Source organism: Rhizobacter sp. P1_G5 (genome assembly GCF_056405435.1).
Window position 1 is genome coordinate 1 of the sequence record NZ_JBFUCB010000051.1, and the last position, 18,208, is coordinate 18,208.

Sequence of the window (18,208 nt, forward strand, 5' to 3'; positions counted from 1 at the left end):
CATCGACGCGCGGCTGCGCGAGCTCGAAGGCCAGCGCCGCCGCCAGATGGAAGAAGAACGCCGCCAGGAAGGCTGACCTCCACCGGACCCCACCGGAATCGGCCACGGCGTGGCTTATCCTCCCGGCTCTTCTGGAGGAGACGGCATGCCACGATCCATCGCCCGGGCCATCGGCGCCGCCACGTTCGCGCTGCTTGCCGTGCTGGCTGCAGCGCCCGGCCCGGCCCGCGCTGCCACGATCACGTCGGTCAGCCCGCAGGGCGAGGTCGCGCAGGTGCGCCAGGTCACGGTGAAGTTTTCCGAGGCGGTGGTGCCGTTCGGCGACCTGCGGCTGCCCGATCCGCTCGGCGTGGCCTGCGAAGGCCCGGCGCGCGCCGGCTCGGGCCGCTGGGCCAACGACCGCGTCTGGCTATACGACTTCCGCGAGGCGTTGCCGCCCGGCACGCGCTGCACGTTGAAGGCGAAGTCCGACTGGAAGCCGTTGAACGGCGCGCTGACCGGCGGCACCGAGTTCACGTTCAGCACCGGCGGCCCGGCCATCGAGTCGACACAACCCTACGCCGGCAACCAGGTCGAGGAAGACCAGCACTTCGTGCTGCGGCTGACCGGTGCGGCGGTCGAGTCCACCGTGGCCGCCCATGCGGCCTGCGAGGTCGACGGCATCGGCGAACGCATGCCGGTGCGGGTGGTGACCGGCTCGGTCCGCGACGAGATCCTGAAGGCGCGCCAGCTCGAGAAGCAGGCCGAGCGCATCGTCGTGCTGACCTGCCAGCGCCCGCTGCCGCCCGACGCCGCGTTGCGCCTGGTCTGGGGTGCCGGCATCGCGGCCCAGGTCAACCCGAAGATCGTCACGCGCACCGAGCAGCGCCTGAACTTCCGCGTGCGCAAGGCCTTCACCGCCGAGTTCAGCTGCGAGCGCGAGCGGGCCGAGGCGCCGTGCCTGCCGATCCGCCCGCTGACGCTGCGTTTCTCGTCACAGTTGCCGCGCGAGCTGGCGGCGGCGATCCGGCTGCAACCGGCCTCGGGCAAGGCGATCGCGCCGGAGTTCGATGCCGACGACAAGGYGGCCGAGGTCGACAGCCTGCGCTTCCCGATGCCGCTGCCCGAGCGCAGCACCTTCACGATCGAGCTGCCGCGCAACCTGAAGGACAGCTCGGGCCGCGCGCTCGCGAATGCCGCGAGCTTCCCGCTGAAGGTCGCGACCGGCGACGCGCCGCCGATCGCGAAGTTCGCCGCCGCGCCGTTCGGCGTCATCGAGCTGAACGCCGATGCGATGCTGCCGGTCACGCTGCGCCATGTGCAGGGCGACCTGCGGCCGGCCGCGGGCGGCGGCGCGGTGCGCATCAAGACGCTGCGCACCGATGCCGACATCCTGCAGTGGTATGCCCGCGTGGCCCGCTACCACGAGAGCCGCATCACCGCGAAGGAGGCCGGGCTGCCGGCCGCGCAGCACTACGAGACCGAGCGCGTCGTCGACGGCAAGGGCCGCAGCAAGGAGATCCGCCGCGAGCGCGTCGTCGAGACCCGCGAGCTGTCGCTGCTGAACGGCGGCGCCGACGTGAAGCGCATGGACCTGCCGCAGCTCGCCGGCGGCGACCCGCGGCCGTTCGAGGTGGTCGGCATCCCGATCGCCGACCCCGGCTACCACGTGGTCGAGATCGAATCGCGCCGCCTCGGCGAGGCCCTGCTCGACAAGAAGGCGCCGATGTACGTGCGCGCCGGCGTGCTGGTCACCAACCTGGGCGTGCACTTCAAGCTCGGCCGCGAGAACAGCGTGGTCTGGGTCACGACGCTCGATCGCGGCAAGCCGGTGGCCGATGCCGACATCGCGGTCAACGATTGCCGCGGCCAGCGGCTGTGGGCCGGCCGCACCGATGCCAACGGCCTGGCGCGCATCGAGCAGGCGCTGGAGCGGGCCGACGAATGCCCGGCCGACGGCGGCTTCTTCGTCACCGCGCGCMAGCCGACGCCGAAGGGCCTGACCGACACCGCCTTCGTGTTCAGCAGCTGGCAGAAGGGCATCGAGACCTGGCGCTTCAGCTTCCCGACCAGCAACGACGCGCAGCCCGACGTGCAGGCGCACACGGTGTTCGACCGCACGCTGCTGCGCGCCGGCGAGACGGTGTCGATGAAGCACTTCATGCGCCGCGAGACCAGCAGCGGCCTGGCCGCGGTGCCGGCCGAGAAGCTGCCGACGCGGCTGAAGATCGTGCACCAGGGCAGCGGCCAGGAAGTGACGCTGCCGTTGAGCTGGAACGGCACGCGCAGCGCGGCCTCGAGCTGGAACATCCCGCCGGCTGCCAAGCTCGGCGTGTACGACGTGACGCTGGAGCGCGAGGGTGGCGGCGACCGGGAGCGCAGCAGCTGGTCGGCCGGCAGTTTCCGGGTCGAGGAGTTCCGCCTGCCGCTGGTCGATGCGCGCGTCAGCGGGCCGAAGGAGGTGCCGGTCGCGCCGAAGGAGCTGCCGATCGGCGTGCAGCTGAACTACTTCGCCGGCGGCGGGATGGCGCAGGCGCCGGCCCGCCTGACCGCGTTGCTGCGCAGCCGCGCGAGCGGCTTCGCGGGCTACGACGAGTTCAGCTTCGAGCCGCCGCGCGACCCGAAGCAGGCCGCGCGCAGCGATGAGGGCGACGAGGGCGCGCCCGAGTCGAGCGGCAAGGTGGTGGCCGACAAGCTGCCGCTGACGACCGACCGCGACGGCGCCGCGAGCCTCATCGTGAAGGACCTGCCGGCCATCAAGCGGCCGAGCGAGCTGGTCACCGAGGTGACCTTCAACGACCCGAACGGCGAGGTGCAGACCGCGTCGACCACCGTCGCGCTGTGGCCGAGCGCCGTCGTGCTGGGGGTGAAGACCGGCTCGTGGGCGAGCGCGCGCGGGCGGGTCAAGCTGCAGGTGCTGGCGCTGGACACCGCCGGCAAGGCGATCAAGGGCCAGGCGGTCGAGGTGCGCGGCCGGCTGTCGCAGGTGATCAGCACGCGCAAGCGCATGGTCGGCGGCTTCTACGCCTACGACAACCGCACCGAGGTCAAGGAGCTCGGCACGGTGTGCAGCGGCAGCACCGACGACCGCGGCCTGCTGCTGTGCGATGCGGCGCTCGAGAACGCCGGCCARGTCGAGCTGATCGCGAAGACGAGCGACAAGGCCGGCCACGTCGCCGAATCGGCGGCCAGCGTGTGGGTCACGAAGCAGGGCGAGCTGTGGTTCGCGCAGGACAACGACGACCGCATCGACGTGCTGCCCGAGAAGAAGAGCTACGAGCCCGGCGAGACCGCGCGGCTGCAGGTGCGCATGCCGTTCCGCGAGGCGACCGCGCTGGTCAGCGTCGAGCGCGAGGGCGTGATCGCGACGCGCGTGCTGACGCTGCGCGGCGACGACCCGACGGTCGAACTGAAGATCGAGAAATCCTGGGGGCCGAACGTCTACGTCGACGTGCTGGTGCTGCGCGGGCGCATCCGCGAGGTGCCGTGGTACTCGTTCTTCAGCTGGGGCTGGAAGGAGCCGCTGAACTGGGTGCGCTCGTTCTGGTACGAGGGCCGCGAGTACCAGGCGCCGACCGCGATGGTCGACCTGTCCAAGCCGGCCTTCAAGCTCGGCATCGCGGCGCTGAAGGTGGGCGTGCAGGAACATCGGCTGGACGTCAGCGTGACGGCCGACAAGCCGCAGTACGCGGTGCGCCAGACCGCGAAGGCGCGCATCAAGGTGCTGCACGACGGCAAGCCGCTCGCGAACGCCGAGGTGGCGTTCGCCGCCGTCGACGAGGGCCTGCTGGCGCTGCGCCCGAACGATTCGTGGGACCTGCTCGGCGCGATGCTGAAGCCGCGCGCGCTCGGCGTGGAGACCGCCACCGGGCAGAGCGAGATCATCGGCAGGCGCCACTACGGCCGCAAGGCGGTGGCAGCGGGCGGTGGCGGCGGCAAGAACGCGACGCGCGAGCTGTTCGACACGCTGCTGCTGTGGAAGGCCCAGGTGGCGCTGGACGCCAACGGCGAGGCGGTGGTCGAGGTGCCGCTGAACGATTCGCTGACCAGCTTCCGGCTGGTAGCGGTGGCCGATGCCGGCGTGCAGCAGTTCGGCAGCGGCAGCACCAGCATCCGCGTGACGCAGGACCTGCAGGTGCTGTCGGGCCTGCCGCCGCTGGTGCGCGATGGCGACCGCTTCAGCGCGATGCTGACGCTGCGCAACACCACCACGCACGAGATGAAGGTGCGGGCCACGCTCGCCGGCACCGCGAACAGCGGCGGCGAACGGGGTGCCGACATCGTGCGCACGCCGATCGAGCTGCCGCCGCAGGAGGCGGTGCTGCCGGCCGGCGGCGCGAAGGAACTGGTGTGGCCGGTCGACGTGCCGGCCGAGGTGTTCAGCATCGCGTGGGAAGCGGGCGCCGAGGAACTCGCCGGCAGCGACAAGGCGAAGGACCAGGCGAAGGACAGGCTGAAGCTCACGCAGCTCGTCAGCGCCGCGGTGCCGGTGCGGGTGCTGCAGGCGACGCTGTCGCAGCTCGACGGCCCGTTCACGCTGCCGGTGGCGGCGCCGGCCGATGCGCTGCCGGCGAGCGGCCCCAAGCGCGGCGGCCTGAACATCGGCGTGCAGCCGAAGCTGACCGGCGCGCTGCCCGGCATCCGCCGCTACTTCGAGACCTACCCGTTCATCTGCCTGGAGCAGAAGACCTCGAAGTCGGTCGGGCTGAAGGACGCGAAGCTGTGGGCCGGCGTCGCGAACGCACTGCCGACCTACCTCGACAGCGACGGGCTCGCGAGCTACTTCCCGCCGCGTGCCGAGGATGGCGCACGCGGCAGCGACCGGCTCACCGCCTACGTGCTCGCCGCGACGAACGAGGCCGGCTTCGAGCTGCCGCCCGCTGCGCGCGACAGCATGTTGGACGGGCTGACCGCGTTCGTCGAGGGCCGCATCGAACGCAAGTTCTGGTCGCCGCGGGCCGACCTGGACGTGCGCAAGCTCGCCGCGATCGAGGCGCTGTCGCGCTACGGCCGGGCGCAGCCGAAGATGCTCGGCTCGGTGAACATCACGCCGAACCAGTGGCCGACCGCGGCGGTGATCGACTGGCTCGGCATCCTGCGCCGCGTGCAGGGCGTGCCCGAGCAGGCCAGGCGGCTGGACGAAGTGCAGCAGATCCTGCGCAGCCGGCTCACCTATGCCGGAACGACGCTGCGCTTCAGCAACGAGAGCGACGACTTCTGGTGGTGGCTGATGGACAGCGCCGATGCGAACGCGGCGCGGCTGATCCTCGCGGTGCTCGACGACCCGGCCTGGCGCGACGACCTGCCGCGCATGGTGGTCGGCAGCCTTGGCCGCCAGCGCGGCGGCGCCTGGCTCACGACGACAGCCAACCTGTGGGGATCGCTCGCGCTCGACAAGTTCTCGGCGAAGTTCGAGTCGGCGAAGGTTGCGGGCCGCACGGTAGCCGGCACCGGCGGTGCGCCGGTCGCGATCGACTGGGGCAAGTCGGCCGACGGCGGCGTCGTGAAGCTGCCATGGCCCGATTCGGCCGGCACGCTGAGCGTGTCGCAGGAGGGCTCCGGCAAACCGTGGCTGACGGTGCAGAGCCTCGCGGCGATCCCGCTGAAGGAGCCGATCCGCGCCGGCTACAGCCTCGCGCGCACGGTCACTGCGGTCGAGCAGAAGGACAAGTCGAAGTGGTCGCGCGGCGACGTGCTGCGGGTGCGGATCGAGGTGGATGCGCAATCGGACATGACCTGGGTGGTGGTCAGCGATCCGGTGCCGGGCGGCGCGACGCTGCTCGGTTCGGGCCTCGGCCGCGACAGTGCGATCGCGACGCAGGGCGAGAAGCGCAGCGGCACCTGGCCGGTGTACGAGGAGCGCAGCTTCGAGGCCTTCCGCAGCTACTACGACTATTTGCCGCGCGGCAAGCACGTGATCGAGTACACGGTGCGGCTGAACAACCCCGGCCGCTTCGCGCTGCCGCCCACGCGCGTCGAGGCGATGTATGCGCCGGAGAGCTTCGGGGAACTGCCGAACACGGCGATCGAGGTCGCGCCGTGAAGCGGGCCGCCTGTGCCGCGTTGCTGCTGTTCGCGGCGGCGATGGCGCAGGCGCTGCCGAGCTTCAACGAGGTGAAGTCGGCGTGGAAGCCGTCCGACGTGACGCTGCTCGCCCGCGACGGCACGCCGCTGCAGACGGTGCGCGTCGACAGGAGCGCGCGCCGGCTGGCCTGGGTGCCGCTGCAGGAAGTCTCGCCGGCGCTGCTCCAGGCGATCGTCCTCAGCGAAGACCGGCGCTTCTACGAGCACAGCGGCGTCGACTGGGGCGCGGTCGCGAAGAGCGCGTGGGCCAATGTGTGGAACACCCGCACGCGCGGCGCGTCGACGCTGACGATGCAGCTGGCCGGCCTGCTCGACGACGACCTGGCGCGRCCGGTCGGCGGGCGCAGCGTCGCGCAGAAGCTCGGGCAGGCCGTCACCGCGACGCGGCTCGATGCGCGCTGGAAGAAGAGCGAGATCCTCGAGGCCTACCTGAACCGGGTCGCGTTCCGCGGCGAGGTGGTCGGCATCGATGCGCTGTCGCAGACGCTGTTCGGCAAGCACCCGGGCGGGCTGGATGTCGACGAGTCGGCGATCGCGGCGGCGCTGCTGCGCGGGCCGAACGCGACGCCGGCGGTCGTCGCGCAGCGCGCCTGCGGCGTATTGCAGCTGCAGAAGCTCGATTGCAAGGGCGTCACCGCGCTCGCGCAGACCGCGCTGCTGCGCCAGGGCGGCATGCCRCTGGGCGAGCAGCTGGCGCCGCATTTCGCGCGGCAGGTGGTGGGGGAGGGGGCGATGCAGGGGTCGACGCAAGCGACGGTGCAACGCACGACGCTCGATGCGCGGCTGCAGCGCTTCGCCGTCAACACGCTGCGGCGGCAGCTGGCCGAGCTGTCGGGCCGCAACGTCGAGGATGGTGCGATCGTCGTGCTCGACAACGCGAGCGGCGAGGTGCGGGCCTGGGTCGGCTCGAGCGGCAGCTTCTCGGACGCGGCGCAGGTCGACGGCGTGCTGGCGCGCCGCCAGCCGGGCTCGACGCTGAAGCCCTTCGTCTACGAGCTGGCCTTCGAGCGCCGGCTGATCACGCCGGCCAGCCTGCTCGACGATTCGCCCGCGCAACTGGCCACCACCAACGGCCTGTACCTGCCGCAGAACTACGACCACGCGTTCAAGGGCTGGGTCAGCGCGCGCACCGCGCTCGGTGCGAGCCTGAACGTGCCGGCGGTGCGGGTGGGCGCGATGCTCGGGCCCGATGCGCTGGTCGAGCGGCTGAACGCGCTGGGCCTGGCGCTGCCCGAGACCGGCGGCTTCTACGGGCATTCGCTGGCACTCGGCAGTGCCGACGTGAGCCTGCTGGCACTGACGAATGCGTACCGCACGCTGGCAAACGGCGGGCTGTTCTCGCCGCCGGTGCTGCGCGGTGCGGCCGCGACGCCGAAGCGGGTGGCGAGCGCGGCGGCGAGTTGGCTCGTCACCGACATCCTGGCCGACAACGCGGCGCGCGCGCGCACCTTCGGGCTGGACAGCAGCCTGGTCACGAAGGGTTTTGCCGCGGTGAAGACCGGCACCAGCAAGGACATGCGCGACAACTGGTGCATCGGCTTCACCGACCGCTACACGGTGGGCGTGTGGGTCGGCAACGCGAGCGGCGAGGCGATGCACGACGTGAGCGGCGTCAGCGGCGCCGCGCCGGTGTGGCAGGTGCTGGTGCGCGCGCTGCATGACGGCGCACCATCGAAGCAGCCGGCGGTGCCGGCGGGTGTGGTGCCGATGGCGATCCGCTTCGACGACCGGCGCGAGGCGGCGCGCGACGAGGTGTTCGTCGCCGGCACCGAGCAGGCGCTGTGGAGCGCGGGCACGCAGGTGCGCGGCGCGCAGCGCTTCGGCATCGCCAGCCCGCGCGACGGCAGCATCTTCGCGATCGACCCCGACATGCCGCCCGCCGCGCAGCGCATCGTGCTGGAAGGCGAGGCCGGCACCTGGTGGATGGACGGCAAGGCGCTGGGGCAGGGCGAGCGGCTGCACTGGGCGCCGTGGCCGGGGCGGCATGAGCTGAAGCTGACGGGGCGCGATGGGGCGCTGCTGCAGGTGGTGAGGTTCGAGGTGCGGGGGGCGGATGTGCGGACTGCCAATGCCGGCGTGAAGCCGCGCCGGCGCTGAAGGCCGGGCTGCGGTCAGGGAACTCGGGGGAGGGTTGCTGTTACTCAGGGACGCGACGGACGTGGGTCCGTGCGGGTGGCCTGAGGAGTCGGCATGAAAAAAGTATCGAAGTCACCAAGAGAGTTCTTCCGGAAGACGGAGAAGGCATCCCGCAAGGACGCGGCGAAGAAGACGAAGGAGGCGCGCGAGAAAGCGCGGAATTGCTGGGGCGTGGCGCCTTACGCGGGGCGCCACCCTTACTACATCACCCCTGCCACCAGGAACTCCGGCCAGACCGCGAGCGCGTTGCTGATTCAAGGTCTCGATCGTGCTGGCCATCTGATGAACGCGGAAGGAAAAGGTCCGAAGAGTGCGCTCAAAGCAGTTCTCGCGTACATCCAGTTGATCGGAAAGAGCACATCAACGAAGGACTGCATCAAGCCCTTCAAGGATGTGTTGAATGACATGGGTCAGGCTGCAGTGGACGGACGTGGCGTCGACAAGGAAAGACTCAAGATCGTGTTGGATGCCATGCGCAGTGAAGTCAATCGTGTGCAGCAAAGGAGTGCGGCCGTGCAAGGAGGCCTGAGCCACGGCGGGCTGCTCTAGACGCAGCGAAGTTGCCGACGCACGAGATCGCACCCGGCCCGGTTACCATTCCCGCCGGGCCGCCTCACGCGGCTCACGTCGCTCGGACGGTTCCGGGCGCTCACGTGAAAGTCCTCTTCAATGTCCTCGTCTGCAGGCCAGCGCCGCTTCGCGCGCATCGACCGCCTTCCCCCCTACGTCTTCAACATCACTGCCGAGCTGCGCGCCGCTGCGCGACGGCGCGGTGAAGACATCATCGACATGAGCATGGGCAACCCCGACGGGCCCACGCCGCCGCACATCGTCGCGAAGCTCGCCGAGGTGGCGCAGCGGCCGGACACGCACGGCTACTCCACGTCGAAGGGCATTCCGCGCCTGCGCCGCGCGATCTCGCACTGGTACCAGGATCGCTACGGCGTCGCGATCGATCCCGACAGCGAGGCCATCGTGACGATCGGCTCGAAGGAGGGCCTGTCGCACCTGATGCTCGCGACGCTGGACCGCGGCGACACCGTGCTGGTGCCCGACCCGAGCTACCCGATCCACATCTACGGTGCGGTGATCGCCGGTGCCGACATCCGCTCGGTGCCGCTGGTGCCGGGCGTCGACTTCTTCGCCGAACTGGAGCGCGCGATCCGCGGCAGCTACCCGAAGCCGAAGATGATGGTGCTGGGCTTTCCGAGCAACCCGACGGCGCAGTGCGTCGAGCTCGACTTCTTCGAGCGCGTGGTGGCGCTCGCGCGCAAGCACGACATCTTCGTCGTGCACGACCTGGCCTATGCCGACATCGTGTTCGACGGCTGGAAGGCGCCGTCGATCATGCAGGTGCCGGGCGCGAAGGAGATCGCGGTCGAGTTCTTCACGCTCTCGAAGAGCTACAACATGGCCGGCTGGCGCGTGGGCTTCATGGTCGGCAACCGCGACCTGGTGGCGGCGCTCGCGCGCATCAAGGCATACCACGACTACGGCACCTTCACGCCGCTGCAGGTGGCGGCGATCGCCGCGCTCGAGGGCGACCAGCAATGCGTGAAGGACATCGCCGCGCAGTACCAGCGCCGCCGCGACGTGCTGGTGAAGGGCCTGCACGAGGCCGGCTGGATGGTCGAGACGCCGAAGGCCTCGATGTACATCTGGGCGCGCATCCCCGAGCCGTACCGCGCGCTCGGCTCGCTGGAGTTCGCCAAGCAGATGCTCGCGAAGGCGAAGGTCTCGGTGTCGCCCGGCATCGGCTTCGGCGACCACGGCGACGACCACGTGCGCTTCGCGCTGATCGAGAACGAGGCACGCATCCGGCAGGCGGTGCGTGGCATCAAGGCGATGTTCAAGGCGGATGGGGTGGAGGCGGCTCGGGCGACCTGACAAACGGCAGCAGGAGCGCGGGAACCGATGGGCAGCCTCCTGTTACTCACGGCACGCAGAGATGAGACGTGTCGTACGTAATTTCCACGGTGCATCGCCCGGATCTCTGCAAGGAACAACCCAACTGCAAGGTCCAGTCATGCCGTCAACCATCAGTACGACACTTTGCTCAGTTCTCCATGTCGCCAGCAGAACCCTGGATGGGTTGAAGAACAGCAACACGGCTCAGCGGGTATGTGCGGGCGTGGCACATGCCAGAAGTTGTGCGCGGGAGGCGGTGAAACTTGTCCAGAAACCGGGCCGTGACCTGGTGCGACACGCGAAGAGGATCACCTACGACGCTGCGCTCCAGATGGTCAAGGCAGGCAGCATCACTGCGCAGGGGTTGGGGGGCGCAACAGGCATCCTGGACAAAGCGGGTCGTGACTCTGTACGCCATGCGAAAAGGCTCAGCCATGGAGCCGCGCTCCAGATGATCGAAGCGGGCAACATCACCGCGCAAGGAGCTGGCATTGCAGCAGACGCCGCGGGTAGCGCGATGAAGAAAGTCGCCTCACAAGTTGGACGGGTCGCCCGCAACCTGGAGTCAGCATGCCGTACTGCATTGAGCCAACTGGCGACGAAGATCAAGAGTCGGCAGTACGAGCCCGAGAACTATCGGTACGTCGAGCCTGAAGGCTTCTACCGCGAAGCGTCGAGTTTCCGATCAGATTGCGTGCGGGCTTTTGATGACATGGGGCAGCAGTGCAAGGTCGACGGAGATGCGAAGGCCGCGTACGCGACCTTCTATCGTCACGCCGACTACCTGTCTCAAGAGACTCAACAGGTGTTTCTGGTCGATCACCAGGAATTGCTGTCCATGGTGCAGCTCTATCTGGAAAACCTTTCAATACTGAGCGCGCATCAAGTCAACCAGAATACGGCCGCTTTCACGACGGCGATTTTCAGCATGCGCGACCAGGTTCTCCGCTGGAATCCTGAGCAGGAGTGCCGGGTGGCACTCGACTGAGCACGGCCGACCGTCACCCAGCCCGTGACGAGAACACCGCCTCCAGCGCGGCATCGATCACCACCCCGCACAAGCTGTAGATCAACGACCCGATCAACGCCGCGAAGAAGCCGGCGACCGCCAGGCCGCTGAGCAGTTGCGCCGCGAAATAGAACATCAGCGCGTTGATCACGAACAGGAACAGCCCGAGCGTCAGCACGGTGACCGGCAGCGTCAGCAGCACCAGGATCGGCCGCAGCAGCGCGTTCAGCAGGCCCAGCACCAGCGCGGCCAGCATCGCCGAGCCGAAACTGGTCACCGTGACGCCGGGGTAGAGGTGGGCCACCAGCAGCAGCGCTGCGGCGAGCAGGAGCCAGCGAAGGAGGGTCTTCATCCGCGCGAGCATACCTGCCGCCTCGCGCCGTGGGGTTCCTCCGCTGTGGTCCGATGACCCAGGGTTTTCCGCTCCCCCCAGGGTTAGGGGGAAGGAAATGTCACGCCTTGACACACCGAAGCTGCGCCACCGAGCATCCAGCTTCCCATCAACCCCACGCACAGCGCAGTCGCACGCACCCGTGTACTGCGCTGTCCCGGTCCTGCTTGCAGGCAGTCGGACGGATCGGGTGGACGTGCCCCACAAGGAGTGTCTCGTGTCTATCCGAATTTCCTGGAAGTCCGGGCTGGYCGTCGTTGCCGCGCTCGTGCTGGCCGCCTGCGGCGGCGGAGGCAGCGGCAGCAGCAGTGACGGCGCGCCCGATGCCGCTGCCGCCGCGGATGCGCCGCTTGCCGACGCCCCGGTACGCACCATTCAGCAGACCGCGCTGCCCGGCGGCCGTGTCGACGTGCTCGACACGCGCCTGTCGAAGGCGACCGGCGCGGTCGACGTGTGGGTGACGCTCACCGACGCGCCGGTGGCCGCCGCCGCCGCGCAGCTCGCCGTTGCCGCATCGACCACCGAACGCACGCTCAGCGTGAAGACGCTGCGCGAAGCGCCGCAGGCCACGCGCGAGGCGCTGGCCGCGCACCGCAAGACGGTGCTGTCGCACCAGGATGCGCTGCAGGCCAGCCTCTCCACGCTCGGCGCCCAGGAACTCGGCCGCGTCCACATGGCCCACAACGCCATCGCCGTGCGCGTCGACGCCTCGAAGCTGAAGGCCATCGCCGCGCTGCCGGGCGTCGCCAAGGTGCGCCGCGTCAACCACTACGAGATGAGCCTGGCCGAGACGGTGCCGTACATCGGCGCCACCGCGGCGCAGCAGGCCGGTGCCGACGGTACCGGCGTGCGCGTGGCAGTGCTCGATTCGGGCATCGACTACACGCACCGCAACCTGGGCGGTGCCGGCACGCCCGAGGCCTACCTGAAGGCCTACGGCACCGACCCGAGCGATCCCCGCAACACCACCATCGACCCGAGCGTCTTCCCGACCAGCAAGGTGGTCGGCGGCTTCGACTTCGTCGGTGACGTGTGGCCGAACGGCCCGCGCACCGAAGACCCGAACCCGATCGACTTCCAGGGCCACGGCACGCACGTCGCCGACATCATCGGCGGCAAGAGCCTGGACGGCACCCACAAGGGCGTCGCCCCCGGCGCCAAGCTGCTGGCACTGCGCGTGTGCAGCGCCGTCGCGACCAGCTGCAACGGCGTCGCGATCCTGAAGGCGATCGACTGGTCGATCGACCCGAACGGCGACGGCGATCCGTCCGACGCGGTCGACGTGATGAACCTGTCGCTCGGTTCCGACTACGGCCAGAACATCGACGACTCCACCGAGGCCATCTCGACGGCGGTCGATGCCGGCATCGTCGCGGTCGTGGCCGCGGGCAATGCCGCGAACAAGCCGTACATCGTCAGCTCGCCGTCGATCGCCCCCGGGGCCATCAGCGTCGCGCAGACGCAGGTGCCGAGCGCCGTCGCCTTCGGCCTGAAGATCAACTCGCCGGCCTCAATCGCCGGCACCTACGGCAACACCGCGACGGTCGACTGGGCGCCGATCGCCGGCGGCTTCAGCGGCGACGTGGTGTTCGTCGGCACCGCCTGCCCGGGCACGCCGCTGCTGGCCGACCCGGCCGGCAAGGTGGCGCTGATCGACCGCGGCACCTGCTCGGTCAGCCTGAAGGTGGATGCGGCCGGCGCGGCCGGTGCCACCGGCGTGCTGATCGGCCTGGTCGCCCCCGGCGACGCGGTGTCGTTCAGCAACGGCGGCGGCACGCACTTCGTGCCGACGCTGGTGATCACGCAGTCCACGTCGAACAAGATCAAGGCCAACATCGCGGCACCGGTCAACGTGACGGTCAGCGACGGCACCAAGACGCCGCTGGTCGGCAGCATGGCCAGCACTTCGGCGCGCGGTCCGAGCATCAGCTACCAGACCATCAAGCCCGAGATCGGCGCGCCCGGCGCCTCGGTGTCGGCGGTGGCCGGTGGCGGGACCGAGGAGGAAGCCTTCGGCGGCACCTCGGGCGCGACGCCGATGATCGCGGGCTCCGCGGCGATCCTGATCGGCAAGTACCCGGCGCGCACGCCGCTGCAGATCAAGGCGATGCTGATGAACAGCGCGATGAACCAGATCTACACCAACCCGGCGCTGCTGCCGGGCGTGCTGGCGCCGATCACGCGCATCGGCGCGGGCGAGGTGCGGGTCGACAAGGCGCTGGCGCTGAAGGCCATCGCCTACGAGCCGACCTCGCTGTCGGCGGCGCTGTCGTTCGGCGCGCAGGAGGTGTCGGCCCCGGCCGAGTACGAGAAGAAGCTGGTGGTCGAGAACTTCGGCACCACGGCCAAGACCTTCGCGATCAAGAGCGCGTTCCGTTTCGCCGACGACCAGGCCAGCGGCGCGGTGACGATCTCGGCACCGGGCTCGGTGAAGGTTGCGGCGGGAGGCCGCGCGGTGGTCACCGTGAAGCTGCGCGTCAACCCCGCCAAGCTGCCCGACTGGACGCTGGAGGCCGGCGCGCAAGGCGGCAGCGGCGACCTGTTCGACGCACCGGAGTACGACGGCTACCTGACGCTCACCGCCGGCACCGAGCTGCTGAGCGTGCCGTGGCACATCCTGCCGCGCAAGGCGGCGCAGAACCTCGCGGTGGCAGCGGTGCGCCCGAACTGGCCGGGCGGCATCATCCTGATGGGCAACGTCGGCGCGGCCGACAGCGAGTTCGACATCTTCGCGCTCACCGGCACCAGCAAGAAGGCCGACCCGGCCGAGCTGCCGAAGCCGGGCGACAACTTCGCGTTCGTCGACATGCGCGCGATCGGCGTGCGCTACGTGGCCGATGCGGGGGCGCTGCAGTTCGCGCTGAGCACCTTCGGGCGGCGCGCGACGCCGAACTACCCGGCGGGCTTCGAGGTCGACATCGACGTCGACCGCGACGGCGTGCCGGACTTCGCGGTCTACAACGCGGAGCAGGGCGGGTTCGGTGCGACCGGCATCAACCTGATCAATGTCGTGAACCTGGCGACCGGCGCGGGAGGCGCCTTCTACTACGCGGATGCGGACTTCAACTCGGCGAACATGATCATGACGGTGCCGCTCGCGGCGCTGGGCCTGACGCCGGACCAGCAGTTCGATTTCACCGCGATCGGCTACGACAACTACTACAGCGGCGACGTGACCGATGCGTTCGCCACGATGACCTTCACGCCGTCCAAGCCGCGCTACGCGGTCAACGGCGACAGCAGCGGCATCGTGCGCAGCCTGCGCATCCAGCGCGTGGACACGCTGACGCCGGTGGGCGGCGCGGCGGCGTCGCCGTCGCAGACCGGGTTCCTGGTGATGCTGCGGCGCGAGGCCGGGACTGAGGCTCAGGTGATCGTCGCGAAGTGACGTGAGGGCTTGAACCGACGGGCCGCGTTCGCGCGGCCCGTTTTCATTGGCGCGGCGATTCCACTGGCAGATTCACTGGCAGAAGCGGAGATGGCCGCCATCGACCACATGCAGGTAGACCGACTCGGCCTTGACCGACACGAACTCGACGGCCGATGCGGCGGAGCGAGCGCTGCAGGCTTCCAGCCGGGTGCTGTGCCGAATCTTGTCGAGCATCAACTCGCGCTCGTGGAGGCGACCATCGTTGAAGCCCACTGCGCGATAGGCTTCGCGCGTGTGCACGTAGACCCACGCGGACACGCTGGTGAGCGCGACGCAGGTCAGAACGAGTGTCACGATGGCCCCACGCGGCCAGAGCCGAAGGCCGTTCATCTTGGACATGTGCAGCGGCGAATGACGGGAGTCTGTCCCGAGCGGAATCCCCAGTCATTCTCTGTCACCCCTTTTGGTGAAGCGGAAATGGACCGGCCGTTGGTCGATGCGATGCCGACGTGCCCTTGCCATGCGAGCAGGTCGCCGGGTTGCGCCGGCCCCGTGACGACTGGCCAGCCGGGAACGGTGTAGTCCGACGTTGACAGGCTCTGCGCGCCGGGCGGGTACATCTCCAGTGCACGTGCGAGGACGCCGCCACCGATGTTCGGCAAGTGGTACCCGGCAGTCTCGAATTGCTCGTCGGCAAACAGGTTGCACTTGTAGGTTCCTGGCCCGAATGCCCTGTTGACGTCCGACCGATCGGCGGCCTTGCTCCAGTCGCGCCGGTCCGAGCGCGCCAACTGGAGGACATCGAGCGATTCCCCGCAAGGGCACAGCCCGTTCGGATCGACGTAGCGCAGCGGGTCGTTGTCGGCGTACGTGTAGGTGTTGGTGCCCGCGGCGAGTCCGACGGGATCGGACTGGACATAGCGGGCCAGTGAGGGCTGCGTGATCGCCCAACTGAAGGCGATCAACAGACAGCCGCGTGCGTGTTTCATGAGACACCCCTGATCTTCGAGTTGATAGGAGCGGCGGAGTCTAGGAAGCCGGGTTCGGCGGCTCAACCCGGCCGGATGTCTCACTCGAAAACCCTCACGCAATGAACTGCATCCCCCTCGGTTGACCGCGTTCAAGGTCACACAATGAGAATCATTCTTGTTTATGTTAAAGTTTTTGAAGTTGTTTGAAGTTGTCCCTCGCCGCACCCCACCCCCACCATGGCCGCCGTTCCCGTCTCCGCGACGCCTCCGCCGTTGCCGCCGCTCAGCCGCCGGCCGGTGCGCACCGACGGGCTGTCGCCGGGGCAGTTGCGTGCCGTCGTCGCCGGCATTGCCGCGTTGCACCTGGGTGCCGGCTGGGCGATCCTGCAAGTGCCTGCGGTGCGCGAGGCCGTCGTGCAAGCGGCGCCGATCTTCGTGAACCTGATCGCGCCACCGGCGCCGCCCACGCCGCCGGCGCCACCGCCTCCACCGGTCAAGCCGGTGACGCGCACCCCGCCGCCGCCGACCCCGCTGGTCACCGCTGCGCCGTCGCCCGCGCCGGCTGCGTTCGTCGCGCCACCGCCGCCGGTCGAGCTGCCGCCCCCGCCCGCGCCGGTCGCGGTCGAGGCGCCGCCGGCCCCGCCCGCACCGCCGGCCCCGCCGAAGCAGATCCCGGCCTCGGCCGTGCGCTACCTGAAGGCCGAGCCGCCCGAGTACCCGCGCGCGTCGAAGCGCCTGAAGGAAACCGGCAACGTCGTCGTGCGCGTCTGGATCGACGAAGCGGGCCTGCCGCAATCGGTGCAGGTCGGCAAGTCGTCCGGCTACCCGCGGCTCGATGAGGCCGCCGTCGACGCGGTGCGCAAGTTCCGCTTCGAGCCCTACACCGAGAACGGCCGCGCGACCGCGGGCTGGGCCTTGATCCCCTTGAATTTCGATCTGGAGAAATGACCGTGAACGCAGACGCTGGCTTGGGATTCGGCCACTTCATCGCGCAAAGCGATGTGGTGGGCAAGACGCTGCTCGGCATCCTGGTGCTGATGTCGATCGCCTCCTGGGTGATCATCGTGATCAAGGGCCTGTCGCTGGTCTCGCGCCGCCGCCACAGCCAGAGCTTCCTGAACTTCTTCTGGAACGCGACCTCGCTCGAGGCCGTCGCGAACGAGATCACCACGCACGGCGTGCACGACCCGTTCTCGCACCTCACCAGCCACGCGATGCACGCGCAGGCCCACCACGCGAAGTACGGCGCCGCCAAGCTCGAAGAAGCCGGCACCTCGGGCGAATTCGTCACGCGCACCATCAAGAAGGTGCTCGACGAGGAAACCACGCGGCTCGAGAACGGCCTCGCGATGCTCGCCACCGTCGGCGCCACCGCGCCCTTCGTCGGCCTGTTCGGCACCGTCTGGGGCGTGTACCACGCGCTGGTCGCGATCGGCATGAGCGGCGCCGGCACGCTGGACAAGGTGGCCGGCCCGGTCGGCGAGGCGCTGATCATGACGGGCCTCGGCCTCGCGGTCGCGATCCCCGCGGTGATGGGCTACAACTGGCTGACGCGTGCCAACCGCGTGATGTCGTCCAAGCTCGATGCCTTCGCGTACGAGCTGCACACCTTCGTGTCGATGGGCCAGCCGCTCGGCAATGAAGCCGCCCAGCCGGCCAACGTGCGTGCGCTGGCCTCGCGGCCGGTCGCCGCCTGACGCAGGCCTCGCCATGGCCTTCGCCAGTTTCGATTCGAAGAACGCCGGCGCGCCGATGGCGGAGATCAACATGGTCCCGCTGATCGACGTGATGCTGGTGCTGCTGGTGATCTTCATCATCACCGCGCCGTTGCTGACCAACGCGGTCAAGCTGGAGCTGCCGAAGGCGAGCTCGCAGGTCAACCAGACGGCGGCCGACAAGGTCGAGTTCGCGATCGACGCCGGCGGCCTGTTGTACTGGAACGGTGAGCTCGTCACGCGGCCCGAGGCGCAGAAGCGCTTCGCCGCCGAGAGCAGCAAGCAGCCGCAGCCCGAGATCCACCTGCGCGCCGACCAGGCGGTGGCCTACCGCTACGTCGCGCAGACGCTGGCCGATGCGTCGAAGGCGGGCCTGACGAAGGTCGGCTTCGTCAGCGAGCCGGAGGCGGCGCAGCCATGAGCGCGGCGCTGCGCGTGTGGACCTGGCCGGTCGTGCTGGCCGTGCTGAGCGCGGTCGGCCTGCTGTCGGCCTTGCTCGGAGATGGCGCCTGGGACGCGCTGTCGTGGGCCGCGCTCGGCCTGCCGATCGCGGTCGCTTCCTGGTACGCGCTGCGCCGCTGAATCGAATTTCTCCATCCAGCCGGCGCCGGGTTCGGGCCGGCTGTTTTTCTGACTGATCTTCAC

Annotated in this window: 13 protein-coding genes; 10 read left to right on the forward strand and 3 right to left on the reverse strand. The window is 69.5% G+C overall.

Going from position 1 to position 18,208, the window contains the following annotated elements:
* Nucleotides 1–145 precede the first annotated feature (145 nt).
* The 5 genes from AC1D12_RS06160 to AC1D12_RS06180 all read left to right on the forward strand — a co-directional run bounded on the left by AC1D12_RS06160 (nt 146) and on the right by AC1D12_RS06180 (nt 11,095).
* On the forward strand, nt 146–6,022 hold the full coding sequence (locus AC1D12_RS06160) for an alpha-2-macroglobulin family protein (protein WP_477839379.1): 5,877 nt from the start codon (nt 146–148) through the stop codon (nt 6,020–6,022).
* 41 nt (nt 6,023–6,063) lie between these two features.
* The gene (gene pbpC, locus AC1D12_RS06165) at nt 6,064–8,160 is read left to right on the forward strand and encodes a penicillin-binding protein 1C (RefSeq protein WP_477839389.1); all 2,097 of its coding nucleotides are present in this window, start codon (nt 6,064–6,066) and stop codon (nt 8,158–8,160) included.
* Between the two features lie 93 nt (nt 8,161–8,253).
* Nucleotides 8,254–8,748, forward strand: a complete 495-nt coding sequence (locus AC1D12_RS06170; RefSeq protein ID WP_477839381.1) for a hypothetical protein — start codon at nt 8,254–8,256, stop codon at nt 8,746–8,748.
* Between the two features lie 120 nt (nt 8,749–8,868).
* Complete coding sequence (gene alaC, locus AC1D12_RS06175; protein ID WP_047501184.1) at nt 8,869–10,086, forward strand: alanine transaminase; 1,218 nt, start codon at nt 8,869–8,871, stop codon at nt 10,084–10,086.
* A gap of 139 nt (nt 10,087–10,225) precedes the next feature.
* Nucleotides 10,226–11,095 carry a hypothetical protein gene (locus AC1D12_RS06180; protein ID WP_477839383.1) on the forward strand — a complete coding sequence of 290 codons (870 nt, stop codon included), beginning with the start codon at nt 10,226–10,228 and terminating at the stop codon, nt 11,093–11,095.
* Between the two features lie 13 nt (nt 11,096–11,108).
* On the opposite strand, the gene AC1D12_RS06185 is transcribed toward AC1D12_RS06180, so the two are convergent.
* Nucleotides 11,109–11,468: a phage holin family protein gene (locus AC1D12_RS06185; protein WP_477824703.1), complete on the reverse strand. Its 360-nt coding sequence runs from the start codon at nt 11,466–11,468 to the stop codon at nt 11,109–11,111.
* Between the two features lie 256 nt (nt 11,469–11,724).
* Between AC1D12_RS06185 and AC1D12_RS06190 the strand changes: the two genes are divergently transcribed.
* Nucleotides 11,725–14,895: a S8 family peptidase gene (locus AC1D12_RS06190; RefSeq protein WP_477839385.1), complete on the forward strand. Its 3,171-nt coding sequence runs from the start codon at nt 11,725–11,727 to the stop codon at nt 14,893–14,895.
* Nucleotides 14,896–14,967: 72 nt separating this feature from the next.
* On the opposite strand, the gene AC1D12_RS06195 is transcribed toward AC1D12_RS06190, so the two are convergent.
* Both AC1D12_RS06195 and AC1D12_RS06200 read right to left on the reverse strand, forming a co-directional pair.
* Nucleotides 14,968–15,276 carry a hypothetical protein gene (locus tag AC1D12_RS06195; protein WP_477827739.1) on the reverse strand — a complete coding sequence of 103 codons (309 nt, stop codon included), beginning with the start codon at nt 15,274–15,276 and terminating at the stop codon, nt 14,968–14,970.
* Entirely contained in the window at nt 15,264–15,866 is a 603-nt protein-coding gene (locus AC1D12_RS06200) for an RHS repeat-associated core domain-containing protein (protein WP_477827740.1), read from the reverse strand. Before AC1D12_RS06200 ends, AC1D12_RS06195 begins: the two co-directional genes overlap by 13 nt.
* Nucleotides 15,867–16,085: 219 nt before the next feature.
* Between AC1D12_RS06200 and AC1D12_RS06205 the strand changes: the two genes are divergently transcribed.
* Genes AC1D12_RS06205 through AC1D12_RS06220 form a run of 4 tightly spaced genes read left to right on the forward strand, consistent with a single transcriptional unit; the run spans nt 16,086 to nt 18,145 of the window.
* Nucleotides 16,086–16,796 carry an energy transducer TonB gene (locus AC1D12_RS06205; protein WP_477839387.1) on the forward strand — a complete coding sequence of 237 codons (711 nt, stop codon included), beginning with the start codon at nt 16,086–16,088 and terminating at the stop codon, nt 16,794–16,796.
* Complete coding sequence (locus AC1D12_RS06210) at nt 16,793–17,545, forward strand: MotA/TolQ/ExbB proton channel family protein (protein WP_047501194.1); 753 nt, start codon at nt 16,793–16,795, stop codon at nt 17,543–17,545. The genes AC1D12_RS06205 and AC1D12_RS06210 overlap by 4 nt, the downstream gene beginning before the upstream one ends.
* Before the next feature lie 13 nt (nt 17,546–17,558).
* Nucleotides 17,559–17,984, forward strand: coding sequence for an ExbD/TolR family protein (locus AC1D12_RS06215; RefSeq protein WP_477827859.1), 426 nt, complete (start codon nt 17,559–17,561; stop codon nt 17,982–17,984).
* Nucleotides 17,981–18,145: a hypothetical protein gene (locus tag AC1D12_RS06220; RefSeq protein WP_197066761.1), complete on the forward strand. Its 165-nt coding sequence runs from the start codon at nt 17,981–17,983 to the stop codon at nt 18,143–18,145. Before AC1D12_RS06215 ends, AC1D12_RS06220 begins: the two co-directional genes overlap by 4 nt.
* Nucleotides 18,146–18,208 lie beyond the last annotated feature (63 nt).

What these genes read in the sequence shown, in the direction of transcription:
- AC1D12_RS06170 (WP_477839381.1), top strand. Translation starts at nt 8,254, where the DNA reads ATGAAAAAAGTATCGAAGTCACCAAGAGAGTTCTTCCGGAAGACGGAG.
- alaC (WP_047501184.1), top strand. Translation starts at nt 8,869, where the DNA reads ATGTCCTCGTCTGCAGGCCAGCGCCGCTTCGCGCGCATCGACCGCCTT.
- AC1D12_RS06180 (WP_477839383.1), top strand. Translation starts at nt 10,226, where the DNA reads ATGCCGTCAACCATCAGTACGACACTTTGCTCAGTTCTCCATGTCGCC.
- AC1D12_RS06185 (WP_477824703.1), bottom strand. Translation starts at nt 11,468, where the DNA reads ATGAAGACCCTCCTTCGCTGGCTCCTGCTCGCCGCAGCGCTGCTGCTG.
- AC1D12_RS06195 (WP_477827739.1), bottom strand. Translation starts at nt 15,276, where the DNA reads ATGTCCAAGATGAACGGCCTTCGGCTCTGGCCGCGTGGGGCCATCGTG.
- AC1D12_RS06200 (WP_477827740.1), bottom strand. Translation starts at nt 15,866, where the DNA reads ATGAAACACGCACGCGGCTGTCTGTTGATCGCCTTCAGTTGGGCGATC.
- AC1D12_RS06205 (WP_477839387.1), top strand. Translation starts at nt 16,086, where the DNA reads ATGGCCGCCGTTCCCGTCTCCGCGACGCCTCCGCCGTTGCCGCCGCTC.
- AC1D12_RS06210 (WP_047501194.1), top strand. Translation starts at nt 16,793, where the DNA reads ATGACCGTGAACGCAGACGCTGGCTTGGGATTCGGCCACTTCATCGCG.
- AC1D12_RS06215 (WP_477827859.1), top strand. Translation starts at nt 17,559, where the DNA reads ATGGCCTTCGCCAGTTTCGATTCGAAGAACGCCGGCGCGCCGATGGCG.
- AC1D12_RS06220 (WP_197066761.1), top strand. Translation starts at nt 17,981, where the DNA reads ATGAGCGCGGCGCTGCGCGTGTGGACCTGGCCGGTCGTGCTGGCCGTG.